Annotated in this window: 19 protein-coding genes; 15 read left to right on the top strand and 4 right to left on the bottom strand. The window is 46.7% G+C overall.

Annotated elements, in window-relative coordinates; translation table 11 throughout:
* Positions 1 to 1,169: 1,169 nt before the first annotated feature.
* A complete protein-coding gene (locus EXG77_RS10280) occupies positions 1,170 to 1,724 on the top strand; it encodes a hypothetical protein (protein WP_023467821.1) in 555 nt (184 codons plus the stop codon).
* Between the two features lie 151 nt (positions 1,725 to 1,875).
* On the opposite strand, the gene EXG77_RS10275 is transcribed toward EXG77_RS10280, so the two are convergent.
* Genes EXG77_RS10275 through EXG77_RS10270 form a run of 3 tightly spaced genes read right to left on the bottom strand, consistent with a single transcriptional unit; the run spans position 1,876 to position 3,632 of the window.
* Positions 1,876 to 2,280: a DUF350 domain-containing protein gene (locus EXG77_RS10275; protein WP_023467822.1), complete on the bottom strand. Its 405-nt coding sequence runs from the start codon at positions 2,278 to 2,280 to the stop codon at positions 1,876 to 1,878.
* 13 nt (positions 2,281 to 2,293) lie between these two features.
* Positions 2,294 to 2,461 (bottom strand): hypothetical protein, encoded by a 168-nt coding sequence (locus EXG77_RS16460; RefSeq protein WP_023467823.1) that lies wholly within the window; start codon positions 2,459 to 2,461, stop codon positions 2,294 to 2,296.
* Positions 2,462 to 2,516: 55 nt separating this feature from the next.
* Positions 2,517 to 3,632: a diguanylate cyclase gene (locus EXG77_RS10270; protein ID WP_052017171.1), complete on the bottom strand. Its 1,116-nt coding sequence runs from the start codon at positions 3,630 to 3,632 to the stop codon at positions 2,517 to 2,519.
* Between the two features lie 239 nt (positions 3,633 to 3,871).
* Here EXG77_RS10270 and EXG77_RS10265 point away from each other — a divergent pair, with 239 nt between their 5' ends.
* The 5 genes from EXG77_RS10265 to EXG77_RS10245 are packed head-to-tail and all read left to right on the top strand — an operon-like array spanning position 3,872 to position 8,699.
* Positions 3,872 to 5,311 carry a GntP family permease gene (locus EXG77_RS10265; protein WP_035398062.1) on the top strand — a complete coding sequence of 480 codons (1,440 nt, stop codon included), beginning with the start codon at positions 3,872 to 3,874 and terminating at the stop codon, positions 5,309 to 5,311.
* Positions 5,312 to 5,335: 24 nt separating this feature from the next.
* Entirely contained in the window at positions 5,336 to 6,037 is a 702-nt protein-coding gene (locus EXG77_RS10260) for a CoA transferase subunit A (protein ID WP_035398060.1), read from the top strand.
* 13 nt (positions 6,038 to 6,050) lie between these two features.
* On the top strand, positions 6,051 to 6,713 hold the full coding sequence (locus tag EXG77_RS10255; protein WP_035398057.1) for a 3-oxoacid CoA-transferase subunit B: 663 nt from the start codon (positions 6,051 to 6,053) through the stop codon (positions 6,711 to 6,713).
* 5 nt (positions 6,714 to 6,718) lie between these two features.
* The gene (locus tag EXG77_RS10250; protein ID WP_023467828.1) at positions 6,719 to 7,495 is read left to right on the top strand and encodes a 3-hydroxybutyrate dehydrogenase; all 777 of its coding nucleotides are present in this window, start codon (positions 6,719 to 6,721) and stop codon (positions 7,493 to 7,495) included.
* 13 nt (positions 7,496 to 7,508) lie between these two features.
* Positions 7,509 to 8,699: an acetyl-CoA C-acetyltransferase gene (locus EXG77_RS10245; protein ID WP_035398055.1), complete on the top strand. Its 1,191-nt coding sequence runs from the start codon at positions 7,509 to 7,511 to the stop codon at positions 8,697 to 8,699.
* A 58-nt stretch (positions 8,700 to 8,757) separates the two neighbouring features.
* Here the strand turns inward: EXG77_RS10245 and EXG77_RS10240 are convergent, their stop codons facing one another.
* Complete coding sequence (locus EXG77_RS10240) at positions 8,758 to 9,690, bottom strand: DUF2268 domain-containing protein (RefSeq protein WP_035398053.1); 933 nt, start codon at positions 9,688 to 9,690, stop codon at positions 8,758 to 8,760.
* A 280-nt stretch (positions 9,691 to 9,970) separates the two neighbouring features.
* Between EXG77_RS10240 and brnQ the strand changes: the two genes are divergently transcribed.
* The 9 genes from brnQ to EXG77_RS10195 all read left to right on the top strand — a co-directional run bounded on the left by brnQ (position 9,971) and on the right by EXG77_RS10195 (position 20,186).
* On the top strand, positions 9,971 to 11,311 hold the full coding sequence (brnQ, locus tag EXG77_RS10235) for a branched-chain amino acid transport system II carrier protein (RefSeq protein WP_035398051.1): 1,341 nt from the start codon (positions 9,971 to 9,973) through the stop codon (positions 11,309 to 11,311).
* A gap of 153 nt (positions 11,312 to 11,464) precedes the next feature.
* A complete protein-coding gene (locus EXG77_RS10230) occupies positions 11,465 to 11,785 on the top strand; it encodes an antibiotic biosynthesis monooxygenase (protein ID WP_035398049.1) in 321 nt (106 codons plus the stop codon).
* Positions 11,786 to 11,916: 131 nt separating this feature from the next.
* A complete protein-coding gene (locus EXG77_RS10225; RefSeq protein ID WP_052017170.1) occupies positions 11,917 to 13,395 on the top strand; it encodes a helix-turn-helix domain-containing protein in 1,479 nt (492 codons plus the stop codon).
* Positions 13,396 to 13,721: 326 nt separating this feature from the next.
* Positions 13,722 to 15,416, top strand: a complete 1,695-nt coding sequence (locus tag EXG77_RS10220) for an IucA/IucC family siderophore biosynthesis protein (RefSeq protein WP_035398047.1) — start codon at positions 13,722 to 13,724, stop codon at positions 15,414 to 15,416.
* Positions 15,373 to 16,998 carry an IucA/IucC family siderophore biosynthesis protein gene (locus tag EXG77_RS10215; RefSeq protein ID WP_052017169.1) on the top strand — a complete coding sequence of 542 codons (1,626 nt, stop codon included), beginning with the start codon at positions 15,373 to 15,375 and terminating at the stop codon, positions 16,996 to 16,998. The genes EXG77_RS10220 and EXG77_RS10215 overlap by 44 nt, the downstream gene beginning before the upstream one ends.
* Positions 16,985 to 18,181, top strand: a complete 1,197-nt coding sequence (locus EXG77_RS10210; protein WP_035398046.1) for an AMP-binding protein — start codon at positions 16,985 to 16,987, stop codon at positions 18,179 to 18,181. Before EXG77_RS10215 ends, EXG77_RS10210 begins: the two co-directional genes overlap by 14 nt.
* Positions 18,169 to 18,420, top strand: coding sequence for a phosphopantetheine-binding protein (locus EXG77_RS10205; RefSeq protein ID WP_023467837.1), 252 nt, complete (start codon positions 18,169 to 18,171; stop codon positions 18,418 to 18,420). Before EXG77_RS10210 ends, EXG77_RS10205 begins: the two co-directional genes overlap by 13 nt.
* Positions 18,413 to 19,411 (top strand): DUF6005 family protein, encoded by a 999-nt coding sequence (locus EXG77_RS10200; RefSeq protein WP_081637410.1) that lies wholly within the window; start codon positions 18,413 to 18,415, stop codon positions 19,409 to 19,411. Before EXG77_RS10205 ends, EXG77_RS10200 begins: the two co-directional genes overlap by 8 nt.
* Positions 19,359 to 20,186 (top strand): sugar phosphate isomerase/epimerase, encoded by an 828-nt coding sequence (locus EXG77_RS10195; protein WP_035398044.1) that lies wholly within the window; start codon positions 19,359 to 19,361, stop codon positions 20,184 to 20,186. The genes EXG77_RS10200 and EXG77_RS10195 overlap by 53 nt, the downstream gene beginning before the upstream one ends.
* The last annotated feature ends 76 nt before the right edge of the window (positions 20,187 to 20,262 follow it).

The raw sequence follows: 20,262 nt of genomic DNA, 5'->3' as shown, positions 1-20,262 counted from the left end.
AGGAAAGACCAGATTAATATGTTTCTAAGTCGATTAGTTGCGAGGTCATAGGTTACAAATAATATCATATAGATACTAATCGAGAGTGTTTTTACAAACGTGCCATATGTGGCACTATCTTTAAGTATAAAAAGCACAATACTTACTATAACAATAGATAGATTGACACCAATTACTAGGACTCGAAAATTTGGTTGCTCTACTTTTTTTGTAAAGAAAAGAAGGATCGTGAGACCTGCAATAGCAAGATTGGTATACATTAATATTTCGCACATACTGTCTCCCTTAGTTAGATTTCATTGATATTAATAAAATGGAGTGTTAGAGAACATTTTAGGTACAACGATATAAGATGCAGTCTTTAATTAATATATCATTTTCATCCCGTGGACATCTAAGGATTCTAGTTTATTGAACGACACATTAGAAGTGTGTCATTTAATAGACGTACAAAGGAAGAGTCTTGACCACGATTTAAAAGAGAACTATCTTACTTTAAATATTAAAAAAAGTGAAAAACAGCACTCAAAATCTCTTTTCCTAAAGCACGGTCTGGTAAGATGTGGATTGTATCAATCATGATTCAAGGAAAAACATTGTTTTCGAAAGGAGATTCATTGAATGAAAACCTTTTTAAACATCAACATAGCTAGCTTTTTATATGCCATCGCTTTATTCGTTCCATTACAATTCATGCTAAATATCAATCGAATCATAAGACTTACTGATATATCTTCAAGTATGTTTTGGACTCTGAATATCATGATCGGATGCCTCACTCTAATCAGTATTCCTTTTTTAATTAGACGGATCACCTTCACGTCCACGCTACATAAGTCGTTTGAACGAATCATCTGTCTTTCCTGGTTCGTCTACTTTGTTTTATTCACATATCTCATAAGTAGGATTATTCCAGTCACGAATGAAGGAGATATGCCAAGCCCTGGTTTAGGCTTCATTTTAATCACCATTGTATTAACGTACCCACTTTTTGTAATGGTTTCTAAATTTCTTATCGTGGATCAAAAGTCGATGAAAGATTGAAAAAGTAGCAATTTGAAAGAAATGAATGATGTTATGAGGAATCTACTGCTCCCGAACATTTTTTACAGATCTTAATAGAGGGATGTAAGATACATAAAATTTCATAGCATTAAGGAGAGGGTATTTTGAAAAAACGATATTTATATTTCTATTCGACAGTCATTGTATTAATCGGGGGAAGCTTGTATTCGTATCAAGCAGGATATATCCCTTATACAACACCTTATATAGATAAAGAGCATGAGGAGTTGATGGATGCTAAGACCGTCAATTCAGTCAATCGAAAAGACTACATCGATAGATCGATGCGAGATATGGCTAACTTTGCACCTTATTCGACGGGTGATTCCATTACAAAGAATGTGACCATGAATGAACTAAGGTCGAAGATTGATACGATGTACCACATCGAAAAATCTTTCCAATTCAAGTCGAATGATCCAGAATCAAAATCCTTACAAAAAGTAGCGAAGAACTATACTGCTTATATTGAGGCGCTTGAATATGTTGCGAGCAATATGCACGGTAAGGAATCGATGAACGTCGATCAAGCAAACTATCTGAAGAGTGCTTGGAATGAGGTCGTTACACCTGCACAATATATAAAAGATGAGGTCGATCGTTCTCAAGAAGGAGAGGCCGTCATGTTTGAAAAAGAAATTACTTCAGTTTGGAACTAATATGGATGGGGTTTAGGATGGATAAATTTGAACGTTTCGAATGACACAGTTAGATTACGACCTTATAAAGCTAGAATCTATAATATGGATTAAATGATATACAATCTAAACAGCCCTGAATCCTAATGATCCAGGGCTGTTTTCATGTGTCTTAATATGTAAGCGATCCTGCAATGATCAAACCGATCGAAATCGATAAGAAGAGGAGCAGCAAGCCGACTGCTTCATTGTTCGCATCAATCTCTTTCGTCATGCTCAGACGTGGGATTAGTAAATCCGCGAGATAGAATAAAACGATTTGTAAGACGATCGCGAGTGCGCCCCATAACACCATATCGAGAATGCTGACAGAGTTCGAGATACTCGAATAGAGGACGATGGCGAGACCAAGAATACGTCCACCGAAGGCGTAGACGGCCGCTTTCTTCCCATTACGGATGAGTTCGAGTTCCTTCGATTTCGTCGTCACCTCGAACAGGACGACACCGATTGCAAGGAGTACGGTCGCGACACCGATATACGAGAGCGTTGAAAGAAATAGATCACTGAATGTCATGCTGGTACCTCCATCATGATTTTTTATTTTTTTTGCGTTGTTCGTATGCAACATACAATTCAAGCAGTGCTCCGACGAGAATACCTGCTGATACATACAAATAGAAGTTGTCACCAATGAATCCGAACAAGAGACCTAAAATGAGGCCGATCAGGATATAGGGACCTTTTGCTAACTTCATGCCAATCACCTACCTCTTCTTTAAAGGTAGCGGATTTCAGAGGTGGCGTCCATCGTTATTCTTGAAAGCTGACGGCAGATTCTGCATTAGGAGAAAACAGGACGACTTGATTCCGTCCTTGTTGCTTTGCTTGATAGAGAGCAGCATCCGCATCCAGTAGAAGATCGTCGATTTGCAGTGTCGTCTCATCGTATGCGGCTAAACCAAACGATGCTGTGAGCGGTAGCTCTGTCGTCGCTAGTCGGAACGGACTAGAAGCGATCCGTTCGCGTAATTGCTCTGCTAAAGGCAAGACTTCAGCAAGCGGAGCACTCTCAAACAGGACTGAAAACTCCTCACCGCCGTTACGGGATAAATACCCGCTTTCTGCCACTCCATCGCGCAGTCGATTGGCGAACTGCCGTAGCACCTCGTCGCCCGCCTCATGTCCATACGTATCGTTGACCTGTTTAAAATGATCAATGTCGATCGTCAACAACACGACCGACTGTTTGATTAGAATCAATCGCTGTTTGACATCCGTGAAGTATTCATTAAAGGCGCGTGAATTGTTCAATCCTGTCAAAAAGTCGAGTTGCGCTTTTTGCCGAAGCATCCGTAATGATTGTTTGTTCAAGCGAATATCGCGGATGATCAGTAGGGCGAGCCAACTACTGACGAACGATGCAGGAATGACGACTGCTATCACTTCAAGTAGAAGAATCTGTTTCGGTAAGACAATCCATAAGACAAGAGCGTGTAAAGCCGTCGCGTAGAGCGTCACGAGTGTGAATGTTCGTTTTGCATAAGGTGGCATTTCGCGAACGATTAAGCTCGTTCCTAAAGCAATGGCGACAATGAAGCCGAATGCGGTGAAGGCTGCTAGATTCGTTCCTAAACTGAAACGATAGATGATGATTGCAATCGTCACAATCGTTGTCGGGATGGCGCCACCAAAATAGGCAGCGACGACGACCGGAATATGACGCAAATCAACCATGACGCCAGGTGCTGCTTCAATCGTCATCTGCATGAGTAGTAACGAGATGACAGTTAGAGCAAGACCGTACAACACGCGTGTCAGCCGTGGGGATTCACGGGTGATCGGGAGCGGTGATAATTTTCCGAGCAGATAGAAACCAGCCATTAATAGCGTCACGTTATGCAAGACGTCAAAAAGGATGCTTTTCATGAAATGTCCATCCTTTCAAATAAAGTACGTTACTTAAAAGACATACGCCATAAAAGGACTAACTCCTGTTCCTTGAAAAAATAATCTATTTGATGCAATTGTGTCTATAATGTGAACTTATGATTTCTATAAGCTGTACTTATAGTTTGACGGAATTTAATTGACCTCCTCGACACTGCGTTGTTAAATGATGAAGAAGCGATATGAAAGCGCTTACTAAAATCGAAGGAGATCTACTTATGGAACTTGTCATCATTCTTCTTGCCTTATCCCTATTGATGTTCGTTGCCTATCGTGGTTTTTCGGTCATCCTATTTGCGCCAATCTGTGCCTTGTTCGCCGTCTTACTGACGAACCCGGATTGGGTGTTACCCTTCTTCTCGAATATCTTCATGGAAAAGATGGTCGGCTTCATCAAGGCGTACTTCCCGGTCTTCCTCCTCGGAGCGATTTTCGGAAAAGTCGTTGAGATGTCTGGTATCGCAGAATCGATCGCAAAGACGATCATCCGCATGATCGGTGCGAAACGCGCCATTCTTGCCATCGTCTTACTCGGCGCCATTCTTACATATAGCGGTGTCAGCCTGTTCGTCGTCGTCTTCGCTGTTTATCCGTTCGCAGCGAACTTGTTCCGCGAAGCGAACATCCCGAAGCGCCTCATCCCGGGAACAATCGCTCTTGGTGCATTCACGTTCACGATGGATGCCTTACCAGGAACACCACAGATTCAAAACGTCATCCCAACGACGTTCTTCAAAACGGATATCTACGCTGCACCGATCATGGGAACGGTCGGTGGATTGTTCATCCTAGTCGTCGGCATGTGGTACCTCGAGTCACGCAAGAAAAAAGCCCATCAAGCGGGGGAAGGATACGCTGGATTTGAAGCAACAGCGGCAAGTGCCGCACCGCAGATGGAGTTGAAGAATGAACCAGAAATGACGCTCGAGACGGATCGTCAACCGGTCTATCGGCAAGTCCTTGCCTTCGTTCCACTCGTCCTCGTTGCCGTCATGAACAAAGTCTTCACACTCTCGATTCCGAAATGGTATCCGGAAGGATTTGATTTTTCAGCAATTGGTCTAGAGGCATTCGGAAAGATCGAGACACCGGCCGTTCTTGCGATCTGGTCCGTCCAAATGGCGTTATTGATCGGAATTCTCGCAGCGATGCTGTATGACTTCCCGAAGATCAAGACGAATTTCCAAGCTGGTCTGAACGTCAGTATCGGTGGTGCGCTCCTAGCGGTCATGAATACAGGTGCTGAGTATGGTTTCGGAGGCGTCATCGCAGCGTTACCAGGATTCAAGTCCGTCTCAAGCGGGATCTCAGAGACATTTACGAATCCGCTCGTCAACGGAGCCGTCACGACGACGACACTTGCCGGTGTCACTGGTTCCGCATCGGGTGGAATGGGGATTGCGTTAAGTGCGATGTCGGATAAATATACGCAAGCCATCACATCAGGCGGCGTGCCACCGGAAGTCATGCACCGCGTCATCTCGATGGCGTCCGGCGGGATGGATACGTTACCGCATAACGGTGCCGTCATCACGTTACTTGCCGTTACGGGGCTGACGCATCGTCAGTCGTATAAGGACATCTTCATGATTACGATTCTCAAGACAGTGACGGTCTTCTTGATGATCGGATTGTATAGCTTGACTGGTTTGTATTAAGAGTTTAGAAGGGGGCATCATCAGATGAAACAGGGGAAAGTATACGGATCATTCGCGGAAGCAACAGCAGACATCTTTGACGGGGCGACGCTAGTCGTAGGGGGCTTCGGACTCTGCGGAATCCCAGAAAAATCAATTACCGCGTTGCAAGAGAAGGGCGTCAAGGATTTGACGGTCGTCAGTAATAACTGTGGCGTCGATGACTTCGGACTCGGTCTCCTCTTGCAGACGCGACAAATCAAGAAGATGATTTCGTCGTATGTCGGGGAAAACAAGACGTTCGAGCAACAATACCTTAGTGGCGAAATCGAAGTCGATCTCGTCCCACAAGGTACGCTTGCCGAACGTATCCGTGCTGGTGGAGCTGGCATTCCCGGTTTCTATACACCAACAGGCGTCGGCACACCAATTGCTGAAGGGAAGGAACAAAAGGAGTTCGACGGGAAGACGTATCTCCTTGAAGAAGGAATCGTCGGTGATTTTGCGATCGTCAAGGCATGGAAAGCAGATCGACTCGGGAATCTCGTCTTCCGGAAGACGTCACGCAACTTTAACCCGATCGTCGCAACAGCCGGAAAAGTAACGATCGTTGAAGTCGAAGAACTGGTCGAAGTCGGTGAACTCGATCCGAATGAGATCCATACACCTGCTGTCTACGTTCAGCGCATCGTCGTCGGAACGGATTATGAAAAACGCATCGAACGCCGGACTGTCCGGGAAGCTTGAGGAGGAGACGGATATGAAAACGACACGAGAGATCATCATTGAACGCGCACTTCAGGAAGTTGAAGATGGGATGTACGTCAATCTCGGGATCGGGATTCCGACATTGATCGCCAATGCGATTCCGGACGATATGCATGTCATGCTGCAATCCGAAAATGGACTGCTTGGCATCGGACCGTATCCGCTTGATCATGAAGTCGATGCCGACGAAATCAATGCCGGCAAAGAAACGGTCACGGCACAATCCGGAGCATCTTACTTCGACAGTGCCGAATCGTTCGCGATGATTCGCGGCGGGCACATCGACCTCGCGATCCTCGGCGGGATGGAAGTCGATCAGAACGGTGACCTCGCGAACTGGATGATTCCGGGCAAGATGGTCAAAGGCATGGGCGGAGCGATGGACCTCGTCAACGGAGCAAAACGCGTCGTCATCATCATGGAGCATGTCAACAAACATGGCGAATCGAAAGTCAAACAGGCGTGTACCTTGCCGTTGACAGGACGCGCCGTCGTCAACCGTTTGATTACGGACCGGGCCGTCTTTGATTTCACACCGGACGGAATGGTCTTGATCGAGACGCTGAATGGTCATACGGTCGAAGACGTCAAACAAGTCACGGAAGCACGATTCACGGTCAGTCCGGAACTCGAGCGCGTGACGGTAGGGGAGTGAAGCAGATGGTTCAAGGAGATATCGTACTCGTCACAGGTGCAGGAAGCGGAATTGGTCTTGAAATCTCAAAGGCGTTTGCTGCGGCAGGAGCGAAGGTCGTCGTAACGGACGTTCGCGCAGAAGCAGCAGAAGAGGCGGCGGCAGCGATTCGCGCAGCTGGTCATGAAGCGGTCGGCATGACGCTCAACGTCACTGATGAAGCACAGGTCGAAGTCGTCTTGAAGCAGACGGTCGAACAGTTTGGTCGACTCGACGTCTTGATCAATAACGCGGGTCTTCAACACGTCTCACCAATTGAAGAGTTTCCGACTGAGAAATTCGAATTGATGATCAAGATCATGTTGACGGCGCCGTTCATCGCTATCAAACATGCCTTTCCGATCATGAAGGAACAAGGCTACGGACGGATTCTTAACATGGCATCGATCAATGGTTTAATCGGTTTTGCTGGGAAAGCGGCGTATAACTCGGCGAAGCATGGATTACTCGGTCTGACGAAGGTCGCAGCCCTTGAAGGAGCAGAACACGGGATCACCGTTAACGCGATTTGCCCGGGGTATGTCGATACACCGCTCGTCCGAAATCAAATGGAAGACTTGGCGAAGACGCGTCACGTCGAACTTGAGAAGGTACTTGAGGAAGTCATCTATCCGCTCGTTCCACAAAAACGGTTGCTCGCCGTCGAGGAAATCGCGGATTATGCATTGTTCCTTGCGAGCCGCAAAGCAAAAGGAATCACAGGACAAGCGAACGTACTCGATGGAGGATATACGATTCAATAAGGAGATGGAGCAGATGAGTGAAGCAGTCGTCATCGTCAGTGCGACGCGCACGGCGATCGGAAATTTCAATGGGAGTTTGAAGGACGTCAAAGCAACCGAACTCGGAGCGACAGTCATCCGTGCAGCACTTGAAAAAGCAGGTGTCGCTGGGAATCACGTCGATGAAGTCTTTTTCGGTAACGTCCTCTCAGCAGGACTTGGTCAAAATCCAGCACGGCAAGCGGCACTCGCTGCCGGATTACCGGAGACATGTCCAGCGATGACCGTTAACAAGGTCTGCGGATCCGGTCTCTCAGCCGTCCATCTCGCGTATCAGGCGATCAAGTCGGGTGAAGCCGATGTCATCGTTGCCGGTGGGATGGAGAACATGAGCCAAGCGCCGTATGTCCTATCGGGCGCGCGGTCTGGGCTGAAGATGGGTGACCAACCGCTCGTAGATACGATCATCCATGATGGACTTGAGTGTGCGTTTAATGACTATCACATGGGAATCACGGCGGAGAATTTAGCCGACATCTACGAACTCTCCCGCGAAGCCCAGGACCAGTTCGCGGCGACGAGTCAGCAAAAAGCGCAGACGGCATTAGCAGAAGAACGGTTCGTTTCGGAAATCACGCCAGTGTTGATTCCACAACGAAAAGGCGACCCGATCCGTTTTGATCAAGATGAGTTTCCACGTGCCGGAACATCTGTCGAAACACTCAGTCGTTTGCGCCCGGCATTCAAGAAGGACGGAACGGTCACGGCAGGCAATGCATCTGGCATCAATGACGGAGCTGCGGCGCTCGTCATCATGTCCGTGACAAAGGCACAAGAACTCGGCGTGACACCACTCGTTGAGATCGTCGCGAACGGAACGTCCGGTGTCGACCCGAGCATCATGGGAATCGGTCCCGTCCAAGCGGTCCAAAAGGCACTCGATAAAGCGGGACTGACGCTTGAGGAGATTGATGTCATCGAAGCGAACGAAGCGTTCGCGGCACAATCTCTCGCGGTCGATGCGGAGCTACAGTTCCCGCATGAGAAGCTCAACCGAAATGGCGGTGCAATCGCGCTCGGTCATCCTATCGGTGCGAGTGGGGCGCGGATTCTCGTTACGTTGATCCATGAACTCGAGCGGACGGGTGAGACACATGGTCTTGCGACGTTATGCGTCGGGGGCGGTCAAGGGGTAGCGACGATCGTCAAAAAATACGAAGGTTAACTAATAAAGCACGAGACGAAGGAGATGTTTGCTCCCGTTGTCTCGTGCTTTATTGATTTTAGCGAATCCTTAATTTCTTCTTGTAACTGCTTTTTTCGAGAATTTGCACGGAGGACATCCGTGACCATTCCTTCAAGGAAATCTCGGGATGTTGCTTCACGAAGTCGGAGACGATCATGTAGCCGAGTCTGTATTTTACGAACGATGGAATTTGTTTTTCGTAATTTCCTAAGAACAGATCATCCGTCGTCAATCGTTCCGCATTCAGCTCCGAAATCACATGCTCTAAAGTATGGTCAAGTAGAGGGGCGATCGCTTCCGATGATTCCACAGGATAAAGCTTGTGGGCAAAGAATTCCGCTTTTCCTTCGAGGATGATGTAATCGAGCATCGTCGCACGATTCGGTTCATCGAGGGCTACGGTATGGTGGTACTCATGCACCGTTGTGTTGCGTAATGATGTTTCTGAAAAATCCTTCAAGAAGAATAGACTCATCGAATTGTTTCCTTGAGCGACACCGCTGACACCGCCATAATGTTTGGCATCATCATGCTCGATTGGTGTCGTCGGGGAGACGAAGACGACGAGCTTTTCATCTCGTGGAAGTTGTTTCATCGAAGTCAGGAGACTGGACTTGATCTGTTTCATGATGCGCTGATGGTGTTTTTTCAAATATGTATTCATCTGCTTTAAGTCCTTGATGTTTTCCGATGGCTGTTCATAAAGGCTAGGAACGGGCATCGCTTGGAGCTGTTCTTTTTTGATGACGCTATTTTTAGCGCCCAATACATATTTTTTAAATAGTGCCTCATTGTCCTCTGGATGTTTCGAAACCGCTTGAATGTAATCGTCATACGCCCTGTACAAAGGAACGATTTGAATCTCTTGTTTCTCATGCGTAAATGAGATGTCATACGTCTTTGGTTTTTCGGCAGCGGGGGAACAACTGGCAAGTAAAAGGGTGGCGCTAAGAAGATAGATCAATTTCATAGAAAAACCTCCTGTTTGATTATCCATATATTTACTTTCTCCATGAAGCCTTTTAATCCTACTACGTCATATGAACTTATGAATCCGGTTTCATGCTTCGACGCACAGACGTAACAAATTCTATAGACCATAGCTCCACCAAACTTTCTGCACAATTTTCAGAATATTCTCCAGATAAACTCCTAGCACGAGCTCTTAAACGTATGGTATCCTTTCGAACGAAGTACTTCATCTGCTTAGGGAGCGAGATGAAGTCGATCATCATCAGTGGGGGTTTATTATGTCTAAAACTGTTCCAACATCATTTATCATCGTCATCGGCATGATGCTCTTCGCCTTATTCTTCGGGGCAGGAAATCTCATCTTTCCGCCGATGCTCGGACAGCTCGCAGGGGAGCATGTCTGGGTCGCCAATGCCGGATTCCTCGTCACCGGTGTCGGTCTACCATTGCTTGCGATTCTTGCATTCGCGTTTTCAGGGGAACGCGATTTACAAGCGATGGCGTCACGCGTTCATCCTGCGTTTGGAATCGGGTTCTCGGTCATTTTGTATCTTGCGATCGGTCCCTTCTTCGCGATTCCTCGTGCCGGAACGGTCTCGTATGAGATCGGAATCAAGCCGTTCTTCAGTGAATCGACGAGCCACTGGCCGCTGCTCATCTTTACGGTCTTGTTCTACACGGTTGCTTGTCTCTTATCATTGAATCCGACGAAAATCGTCGATGTCGTCGGGAAAGTCCTGACACCGATTAAGATCACGTTCATCGGTCTGTTGATCGTCGTCGCTGTCCTGCATCCGATCGGAAGTTTTCAGAATCCTTTGAAGACATATCAGTCGAATGCCTTCTTTAACGGTTTCCAGGAAGGATATATGACGCTCGATGCACTCGGTGCTTTCGTCTTCGGGATCATCATCATCGCAGCGATCAAGGAAAAAGGTGTCACATCGAAGCGACAGTTACTGTTGATTTGTACGAAAGCGTCATTGATCGCAGCAGCCTTGCTAGCAATCACGTATTCGGCGCTTGCCTTCATGGGTGCTTCGAGTGTCTCTGAAATCGGACAACTGGCGAACGGCGCAGAGATCTTGTCAGCTGTGTCGGATTATTACTTCGGTGAATACGGTGCAATTTTGCTCGGTCTGATGATCACGGTCGCCTGTATGACGACAAGCGTCGGCTTGATCACGGCCTGTGCGTCGTTCTTCTCGGCACTCGTGCCAAAAATCTCATACGTCAAATGGACGATTGGTCTATCGGTCTTCAGTGCACTCGTTGCGAACATCGGTCTGAATCAATTGCTCGCCGTCTCAAAACCAGTCTTGATGACGCTTTATCCACTGGCAATCTGTCTCATCTTCCTGACATTCTTGCATCCACTCTTTAAAGGTAAACCAGCCGTTTATCAAGGGGCGCTATGGATGACATTCGTTGTCAGCTTATTTGATGGATTGAAGACAGCAGGGATTAACGTCTCAGCCGTCACGAACGTGTTCGACGCGGTACTACCGTTTGCTTCCGTCAGTCTTGGATGGGTCGTACCAGCCATCATTGGTGGAGTGATCGGAGCAGTCGTCGGTAAGAAAACAGCGGAGACACAATCGTCGTCGCGTGTGGCTTAAATTAAATCCCTTCACTCAGATTACACTGGGTGAAGGGATTTTTTTGTAACGATGAAACGTATTCTAACAACAGTTGTTGACAAAAACCGGTGGAATAATGCTATAGTGTTAATGCAAATGATATTCATTATCAATTAGAAGGAGTGATAGGTGATGTTCATCCAATTAAAGACATTTAAAGTCAAAAAAGGAAGTGCTGTTGAAATGATCGAGCGTTTTTCAGGAAAGGGAATCATCGAGCAACAACCAGGGTTCCTCGATTTAAGTGTCTTACATAAGAAGCGTACAAAAGAGGAAGAAGAAGTTCTTGTCCTGATCCGCTGGGAATCGGAACAAGACTGGAAAGCGTGGGAAACGAGTGAGGTACACCTTGCCGGTCACCGAGAAAGAAGGGGGCAACCAGGTCCCTCCTTCATTCTTGACGGTCAGCAACATTACTATGATGTGATTGGATTTAAGACAGCAGATCTATGATCGACACAACAATAAACGATCACGTAGGCAAGTGAAAGAAAAGCATCTCGAAGATTCCCTTTCATATTGATCAAGATTGAACGGATACAGAAAAGCGTCAGATGGTATATGTTTTTAGGAGTGAGTTGAAAATGACAGAAGCACTGCATGCATTTCGAGTGAGGAAACACGCTTTACAGACAGGAGGACAATTAGCGATACGTCCGGGTTTGATTGTCGTCATACAAGGCGTTGGCATTACCTACACGGAAAGGAAACGTCTAGAATCGGGCGAAGCCTGTTTCATCATGAAACCAGGTGAACGATTCATCGTTCAGGAAGGGCATTGTTTGTTGTATCAGTTAGACGTTGAATTGACGCCATTTCTAGTCTACCGTCAACCAACTGATGAACTAGTGGAGTGTTTAGAACGAATGCGCGGATGTCCAAACACAATGACCGGTTCTTTTAGACAGCATCGCTATCTGTATCAACTGCTCGAGCAATTAAGTGAACGTCGTCATGAGCAGACGTTTGGGGAAGTGACGTCCCAGTGGTTAGAAGAACTCGGAAAATCACGAACAGTCAGTGACTTGGCAAATGAGTTGAATATGTCACTGCCGACGTTTTCCCGCCAATTCAAAAAGCACTACGATCAATCACCAAAGGAACTGATTCATCAATTGCGGATGCAACGGGCGAAGGAGTGGATGATTGCACATCCAGATTGGACGATTGCTGAGATCGCAGAACGTGTATCAATCAATGATGAATTTTATTTCAGCCGTCTCTTTAAAAAACGTGAGGGACTATCACCAAGTCAGTACCGGAAACGGTTGTTTCCACGGGTCGGAATCTGGAGTCAAGCGTTGTTGCAAGATCACTTATTGGCACTTGGCATTCAACCTGTCATCGCACCGTCTTTTCCGACACAATATCGTTCGAACGGTGTGCCAGACTATTTAAGTGAACTCGAAGGTACGCAACTATACGACGCGTCAGCAACGATTTTACCGGAATGGTTTGAGACATCAAATCTCGATCTCGTTTTACGGACACCGATACGAGGTGAATCACCACCTATGTTGACGTCTTGTCCGGTCATCGATATTTCGAAACAAACTTGTTGGAAGGATTACTTGTATGCTGTTGCTACGGCAACCGATACGCTTGAGCGAACGACTGACATCATCAACGAAGTCGAAACGCTTGAAACAATTGTGAAGCAACAGTTCGAATTCAATCGGAATGTGACATGGGCAGTTATTTGGATCAGAGACTCAGAAATCCGACTGTACGGACGAACAGGGCATACGATGTTAGATTTTCTGTTCAGTGAAATCGGTTTACAGCCCGTGGAAGGACTCCCGCACACCGTCTACATGACAATCAGCCTAGAAACATTACAGCAGTTGGATCCGGATGGTTTGTTCATACTGTGGAGTCAACCTGCAGATGTGGAACGAATTCGAGGAACGAGGGTGTGGCAAACGCTTCGTGCCGTTAGGTCGGAGCGTATATTTTACCCAGACAGTGTCGATTGGGATCCGTGGGGACCACTTGGGAGAATGCATATGTTACGTCAATTGCATACATATATCAGCGATAGTAACTGTTTTGTTTGTCCATGAAGAATGAAAAGAAAATCCATGTCACTCATCATTGATAATGATTATCATTACAGATGGAGTTCACGATGAGGCAGAGAAGACTGACAAATGAACCTAAAAAGTCGTCGCCTTGTCGTACGAATATTAGGGAGGATCGTTTGTTTGATTGGTGTTAAATCTCACGACGATATGTGACTTCTGCATTTAATCGATTGTGAAAACGGATTGAAGGAACTTGAAAACGTTTTACTTAAAATAAGTGTGTATACGCACCATCAAAAACGGGGAAACCCGTTTTTCTATTGATGTGGAATGAGAATGATTTTCAATAAGAGGAGGAGTAGAGCGTGCGAACATGCGAAGAACAAATCGAGCGATTAGCGACCGAGGTGACGCTTCAATCGTTCATGAACAGCTACATCAGAGAAGTGAACCCGGGCGAATGGGTCAACGAGAGACCGTTTGATGCATCCGAGACATCCTCTTTTTATTGGATGAAGCCGTATCTCATCGAAATCAAACGTCGTTCCATCATCGGACGCCACGAGATTGGAATGATTCGTGAAGAGACAAAAAGCGGATGGCGGGAAGTTTCAGCCATGTCCTGTATCATCACCTGTTGCATCAAGCTTCAACAAAAAGACCCGAATCAAACGGACTTACTCTTTCGCGTTCTTGACAGTCACCGGACAGTGCAATTGATTTTAGAGGAACAGCTGAACGCACAAGAGCAAGAGACGTTCATCGATTATGAACAACGCTTGTGGTGTGGTCATTGGTTCCATCCGACCCCGAAAAGTAGAGTCGGTATGACCGACTGGCAACAAAAGGCGTATGCGCCTGAATTCCGTCAACCGTTTCAACTTCACTATTTTACAGTACATGAGACATTGCTCGAAGAACGTTCAGGTAGCTACGAGACAATCAGTCAGCTGATGGAAAACCAACTGGGTGATTCGATTCAAGTGACAGCGCAAGAGCGACTCGTTCCGATTCATCCACTTCAAGCCGAGTATTTGTTGCGTCAGCCGACAGTCGAGCAATGGTTTGAGCAAGATATTATCCGTTATCACGGCGCATCTGGACCACTCTATAACGCAACTTCGTCGATCCGGACCGTCGAATCACTCGACCGAAGTCATATGTTGAAGTTATCCATCCCTGTCCAAGTGACGAACTCAAGACGCGTCAACAAGCGACACGAATTAGAGGCTGGTTATTTGATGTATCGCTTGTTTTGTCATCTGTCTCTGCCTGATACGTTTGACCTTATTCACGATCCTGCATATTTAGCGATCCGGACTAAAGAAGAGACCGGATTCGAAGTCATTTTGCGAGAGCCAGCACCCCACGCGGTAAATGTTGCGGCACTCGTCCAACCGGCATTACCGAATTCAGAATCGCTCCTGCTGCGGCTCATCCGGCAGTCGGGATCAATCGCATCGAAACATGTCACTCGGTGGTGGAAACAGTACCTGGAGTTGACGTTAGGAGCAATCGTTACACTGTATGAGGAACAAGGAATCGGACTCGAGGCGCATCAGCAAAATAGTCTCATCACATTGGAAGACGGATGGCCGGTTCGATATCACGTCCGGGATAATCAAGGCTATTACTTAGCAGACACGAATCGAGATTCCTTTACCCTGCTGGAACCGGAACTGAAGCATACGACGTTGTTCTACCCAGAAGAAGTCATTGCTGAGCGTTTGACGTACTACATGATTTGGAACCATCTAGCGAGTATCATCGACCGATTGGCAGCAGACACATTATTAAAGGAAGAAGTTGCTATCGCGTTACTGCACGAATGGTGTCAAGTACGAGTTAAAAGTCTAGAAGGGCGAGGCAGAGCTTGGCTTTTGATGTTGTTAGAATCGCCGACACTTCCATACAAGGCGAATTTACTAACACGCCTACAAAGACTCGATGAACTTGAAGTCGAGGGGGAACGGGTTTGTTTCATCGACTTGGATAATCCGTTACGGGAGGGCAACTATGCTTTACGACAGCAAAACACGCATCTGCAAACAACTTCTTGAGAGTTTGTTATTCGAGCAGATTCTTCCTTTTACTGAAATGAACAACGGAACGAAGCATCGTTTTACATTCCACATAAAAGATAGTGAAGTGACAGTCGAAGGAAAACGCGGTCCTTTCGACCGAATCCGGCTCGACATCACGACGTTACGCTCATCGAAGTCATCTGGCGTCAACGACTGGTTTGAGCATCTCTTGACGCAGTTGCCGATCCCGGACGACTTTCAGGAAGAGTTGCGACGTACACATGATTTCGATGACTCGTCGCAGCGACATCGTCTACGAATCCATCGAGCAGGCTTAGATTATGAAGAGTTGGAGCAGACCATCATCGAAGGGCATCCCTATCATCCTTGTTATAAATCAAGGATTGGTTTTTCGCGAGCTGATCACGAGGCATACGGACCTGAAGCGGGCAATCGCTTCCAGTTACATTGGATTGCCTTACCTTCTATGCTCGTTCAAGGGAATGGAATCTTACCTATTCCACTGATCCTTGGAGAACCGCTCCTACATATGTTTTTAGTCAAACTGGAAGAGCTCAATCAAACCGATTATCAGATTCTTCCGGTCCACCCATGGCAATGGTTACGTATCAAGCAGGAGGTGGCACAAGTCGGAGGTGTCGACTTAGGCGAAGGAGGGATATTCGTGCAAGCGACGCAGTCGATTCGAACCGTTTTTTGTCCAGGTCAGCCCGAACTACCGCATATCAAATTGCCGCTCGACTTGAAGCAAACGTCAGCCGTTCGGACTTTTTCCGTGCCGAATGTCGTGGCAGCTCCTGCAGTATCGGATTGGTTGAAAAAACAGGCGAGTGAATTGCCGATGACGTTGTTATCTGAATTTGCTTCATGCGTCGGCTCGAGCGGTCCACTTGCGGGTCGGGTCGGCTGTGTCTTTCGTGAAAACGTCTTGACGTATGCTCAACCGGGTGAGCAAGTCATGCCTTTGACCGCACTTGCTCAAATCGAGGTGGATGGACGACATTTTTTAGAACCGTGGTTGGAACGATATGGTCATGAACGGTGGCTTCGTCGATTCTTTGGCGTCTATCTCGAACCAGTCATCCGACTCGTGATCGAGAAAGGAATCGGTGTGGAAGCTCACGCTCAAAATACGTTACTTGTCTTACGGGACGGATGGCCGGAACGGATCATTCTCCGCGATTTTCATGATAGCGTCGAATTCGTCACCGAGTTACTCGACGATCCATCGAATGTACCCGATTTTAAGAGGCTACATCCTGATTTTGATGCACCGCTCAACACCTATTACGAAATGTCACACCCGCTTGCCTTACGCGAGCTGCTGTACGATACATTATTCGTCTATCATTTGACGGAACTAGCGTATCAACTTGAACTGACGGAGAACTTGAATGAAGCGACGTTCTTTGATTGGATGCATCAGACGATCGAGGGGTTGCCGATTGATCGGGACCGACTAGAACGCATCGGATGGTACGAACAAAGAGTAACGGCAGAAGCCTTACTGGTACCACGGTTTGGTTTGACGAATCAAATCGATGTAAAAAATTCACTCGTTCAACGAGGAGAGGAAGACAATCATGCTATGGATTGAGAAAGAATGGGTGACAGAAGAAGAATTGACGACACACGAACTGGTGAAGCAGTCGTTCATAACGGAAGGGAAGACCGTAGCCATCTGTACGTCAGATACAAAAGCGTGGTTAGCTCTCTGTCTTGCGATGCGACGAATGAATGGAACAATCCTTCCCATTCATCCGGAGACGCCTGTTTCCGGTGCTGAGCGTCTAGCGATACAAGCCGGATGTGACTATTTGATTTATCAAGAGACCATCGTTCCGCTTCCGGAAGCGGAAAAACGTGCGGGTGGATTGATTCAATTCAGTTCCGGTACGACGGGGCAACCGAAAATCATTCACCGGACATGGGAGTCGATCGAGACGGAACTGAATGCCTATACGAATAGTTTTCCGCTGACGACGAAAGCGACGATCGTTGCTTGTCCGACGTCGCACTCATTCGGATTACTGTGTGGAGTGTTCGCGACTTTAAGACGTGGAGCAACACCAGTCATCTTACAAGATTTCTCACCACGTCATGTGCTAGCAATCCATCGTTTGCATCCGGACGCGATCATCTATACGGCACCGGGACTGGCGTATGCGATGAGTTTGTTCCCGGAATCCGTTCACGCAGTGATGATTTCCGGGATGACATTACCAGAAAAGTGGTTCCGTTCGATTGAACGGAAGACACATCATTTGCTTCAACAATATGGCTGTTCAGAAATCGGCTGTATCGCACTTCATCCGAATCCGCCGAGTCCGCAAGCGATCGGCTTTCCACTAGAGCATCTTGAGATTGAAACTGGAACGAAGGGAAAACCAGCAGAATTAGTCGTTTCGCAACAAGGCGTACGGATTGGTACGAAGGATTTAATGTACGTTGAAGACGGGCTGCACTTTCTTAGCCGACTCGATGAGATGATCAATGTGTCTGGCTTATCCGTCTACCCCGGAGAAGTCGAAGATGTCTTGTATCAGCTGCCAACCGTCGAGGCTGTCGTCGTCTTTAAACGAATGGATGCGTTCCAAGGAGAGCGCGTCTGCGCTCAACTCGTGACGACGGCATCGGAGGAAGAACTAAAACAACATTGCACGCAGCATCTCGCACCTCATCAACGACCGACGGAGTGGCAACTCGTTGAGCAAATTGAGCTGTCTGTGAATGGGAAAGTGAGTAGAAAACGATTGGGGGAACAAACATGTCCCGTTTAACGATTGCGCAATTCGAAGATATACTGACCGAACAGCTCGAATGGTCATCATCTGTCGCTATTTCGACAACAGACTCTCTACGAGATGATCTAGGACTGGATTCGATGCGCTTGATTCATCTGTTGCTTCACCTTGAATTGGAACACGGATTAGTGATTCCCGATGAGCACATGTCAGCCCTTCCCAAAATGCGAGTAGAAGAGTTGATGTCTGTTTTACAGGAGGTCATTCATGATTAAAGTACACTGTCTCGTCAGTTGCGTCTGCGAGACGATTAAACGATCGGCCGCGGACCATCGTCCCTATTACTTTGGCGTGTGGGACTCTTCCTTTTCCATGTCAGCCGATTATGTCCTCTCGCATCATGATGAAACAATTAACCATCAGGAGATGCTTGTTTGGTATGAACGTCTTTACGGAATCCCAGTCGAAGAATGGTACGATCACAAACAATCAAAAGAAGAAAACATCACTCAGCTGATTCAACGGATTGAACAGAAAAATATGGACGAGTCAGTGATCGTCATGTTGGATTTAGCTAGTCTACCTGAGCGCGAAAATAAATTTCACCATGATGTGTTTCCCCACTACGTCATGTTAGAGGCGACAGAAGATCCGGAAATATGGCATATGCTTGATCCTGATTTCCGGTATGAAGGTGAACTAGAAAGAGAACGTATTCTTGAAGCGGTCCGTCATCCTGCTGTCGCTGGTGGGTTTGCGTTTCGAAGTACGGATGTTCGAATACCGAATGCGACGACGGTAAGTGCGTATTTCATGAGTTGTATAAAAGTACAACATCCATTGACTGAGGCAGTCAAACGTGTTGTGCATCACTATCGTGAACAACCTGAGGGATTACCGAATGCCTTAAAGCAGTTACCTGTCATTGCCATTCGAAAATATGCCTATGAGCATGCATTTGCTTATTTATATGAAGCGATTGGACGCGACTTGCAGACATCTGATTTTGAAGAATGGACGGATGAGGTTGAAACATTAGTCAATCAATACTCTGTCATCCAGCATCGGGCTGTCAAATACGCTGTAACGCGCCAACCGGAAGTGTACTTAGAAATCGAACGATTGATCGAAGAACAATGGGCACGGGAGAGTGCCATTAAACGGCAACTCGTCGACACGTTCCATGCGTATCAACGACAGGAGGGGATTGAACATGAAACTCGCACTCTGTACGATCAGCTATCGGCATCATCTGCGTTCATTTAATGATTTGATCGATTTTGCTACAGAAGAACACTTTGACGCCATTGATATTTGGGGTGTTCATGCTGAACATTTAAGAACGGAAGAAGTCGATCGGCTGAAGTCGTCCCATCTGAACGTCAGTATGTTGAGTCATTATTTAAATTTAAGCACACCGATGTCAAAACTACTTGCGGAGACGAAACGACTCTCGCGATTAGCGACACGAATCGGAACGCAGCGCATCCGCATCTTTGCTGGTAATGAGGCGAGCCATACCTTATCCGATGCCAAATGGGATCAACTCGTTTATCGATTGAACGGGATTTGCCGTGTCCTTGATCCTGCAGGACAGCGATTATTACTTGAATTTCATCCGAACACGGCAACAGATACGGTAGAGGCAACGATACGTTTACTACAAGCGATCAACCACCCGGCATGTCGAATCAACTTTGACGTCTTACACGTCATCGAATCAAAGGCAGATCCCGTCGAAGCATACTTCAGACTCGCATCGTATGTGGATCACCTACATTTAAAAACAGTGGCGAATGTTGATCAATTCTCAGTCTTTGAACCAACAAATGTCTATGCGGCAAGTGGATCGCGGGAAGGGATGGTTCCATTGTTCGAAGGCATCGTCGATTATCACCAGTTCTTTGAAGACGTTTCAGGTCATCTCGATCACTTGACAGCAAGTCTCGAATGGTTCGGTCCTGATCCAGACAAGCGTTTAAAAAGTGATCGACTTCTTATTGTTCAAGCACTTGAAAGAGTACCCGTTTTGTCAAAATGATTCGAATCGATGGGGTTTAAACGTCAGCAGAAAAGGCAATTCCTCTACTGTATGTCATTGACTATCGTGTCCCTTA

The organism is Exiguobacterium sp. OS-77 (genome assembly GCF_000414195.2).
Taxonomy (GTDB): domain Bacteria; phylum Bacillota; class Bacilli; order Exiguobacteriales; family Exiguobacteriaceae; genus Exiguobacterium_A; species Exiguobacterium_A indicum.
Note: the sequence above shows the minus strand (reverse complement) of the source record. Positions and strands in the feature narration are given on the sequence as shown.

What these genes read in the sequence shown, in the direction of transcription:
- EXG77_RS10275 (WP_023467822.1), bottom strand. Translation starts at nt 2,280, where the DNA reads ATGACATTCAGTGATCTATTTCTTTCAACGCTCTCGTATATCGGTGTC.
- EXG77_RS16460 (WP_023467823.1), bottom strand. Translation starts at nt 2,461, where the DNA reads ATGAAGTTAGCAAAAGGTCCCTATATCCTGATCGGCCTCATTTTAGGT.
- EXG77_RS10270 (WP_052017171.1), bottom strand. Translation starts at nt 3,632, where the DNA reads ATGAAAAGCATCCTTTTTGACGTCTTGCATAACGTGACGCTATTAATG.
- EXG77_RS10265 (WP_035398062.1), top strand. Translation starts at nt 3,872, where the DNA reads ATGGAACTTGTCATCATTCTTCTTGCCTTATCCCTATTGATGTTCGTT.
- EXG77_RS10260 (WP_035398060.1), top strand. Translation starts at nt 5,336, where the DNA reads ATGAAACAGGGGAAAGTATACGGATCATTCGCGGAAGCAACAGCAGAC.
- EXG77_RS10255 (WP_035398057.1), top strand. Translation starts at nt 6,051, where the DNA reads ATGAAAACGACACGAGAGATCATCATTGAACGCGCACTTCAGGAAGTT.
- EXG77_RS10250 (WP_023467828.1), top strand. Translation starts at nt 6,719, where the DNA reads ATGGTTCAAGGAGATATCGTACTCGTCACAGGTGCAGGAAGCGGAATT.
- EXG77_RS10245 (WP_035398055.1), top strand. Translation starts at nt 7,509, where the DNA reads ATGAGTGAAGCAGTCGTCATCGTCAGTGCGACGCGCACGGCGATCGGA.
- EXG77_RS10240 (WP_035398053.1), bottom strand. Translation starts at nt 9,690, where the DNA reads ATGAAATTGATCTATCTTCTTAGCGCCACCCTTTTACTTGCCAGTTGT.
- brnQ (WP_035398051.1), top strand. Translation starts at nt 9,971, where the DNA reads ATGTCTAAAACTGTTCCAACATCATTTATCATCGTCATCGGCATGATG.
- EXG77_RS10230 (WP_035398049.1), top strand. Translation starts at nt 11,465, where the DNA reads ATGTTCATCCAATTAAAGACATTTAAAGTCAAAAAAGGAAGTGCTGTT.
- EXG77_RS10225 (WP_052017170.1), top strand. Translation starts at nt 11,917, where the DNA reads ATGACAGAAGCACTGCATGCATTTCGAGTGAGGAAACACGCTTTACAG.
- EXG77_RS10215 (WP_052017169.1), top strand. Translation starts at nt 15,373, where the DNA reads ATGCTTTACGACAGCAAAACACGCATCTGCAAACAACTTCTTGAGAGT.
- EXG77_RS10210 (WP_035398046.1), top strand. Translation starts at nt 16,985, where the DNA reads ATGCTATGGATTGAGAAAGAATGGGTGACAGAAGAAGAATTGACGACA.
- EXG77_RS10205 (WP_023467837.1), top strand. Translation starts at nt 18,169, where the DNA reads ATGTCCCGTTTAACGATTGCGCAATTCGAAGATATACTGACCGAACAG.
- EXG77_RS10200 (WP_081637410.1), top strand. Translation starts at nt 18,413, where the DNA reads ATGATTAAAGTACACTGTCTCGTCAGTTGCGTCTGCGAGACGATTAAA.
- EXG77_RS10195 (WP_035398044.1), top strand. Translation starts at nt 19,359, where the DNA reads ATGAAACTCGCACTCTGTACGATCAGCTATCGGCATCATCTGCGTTCA.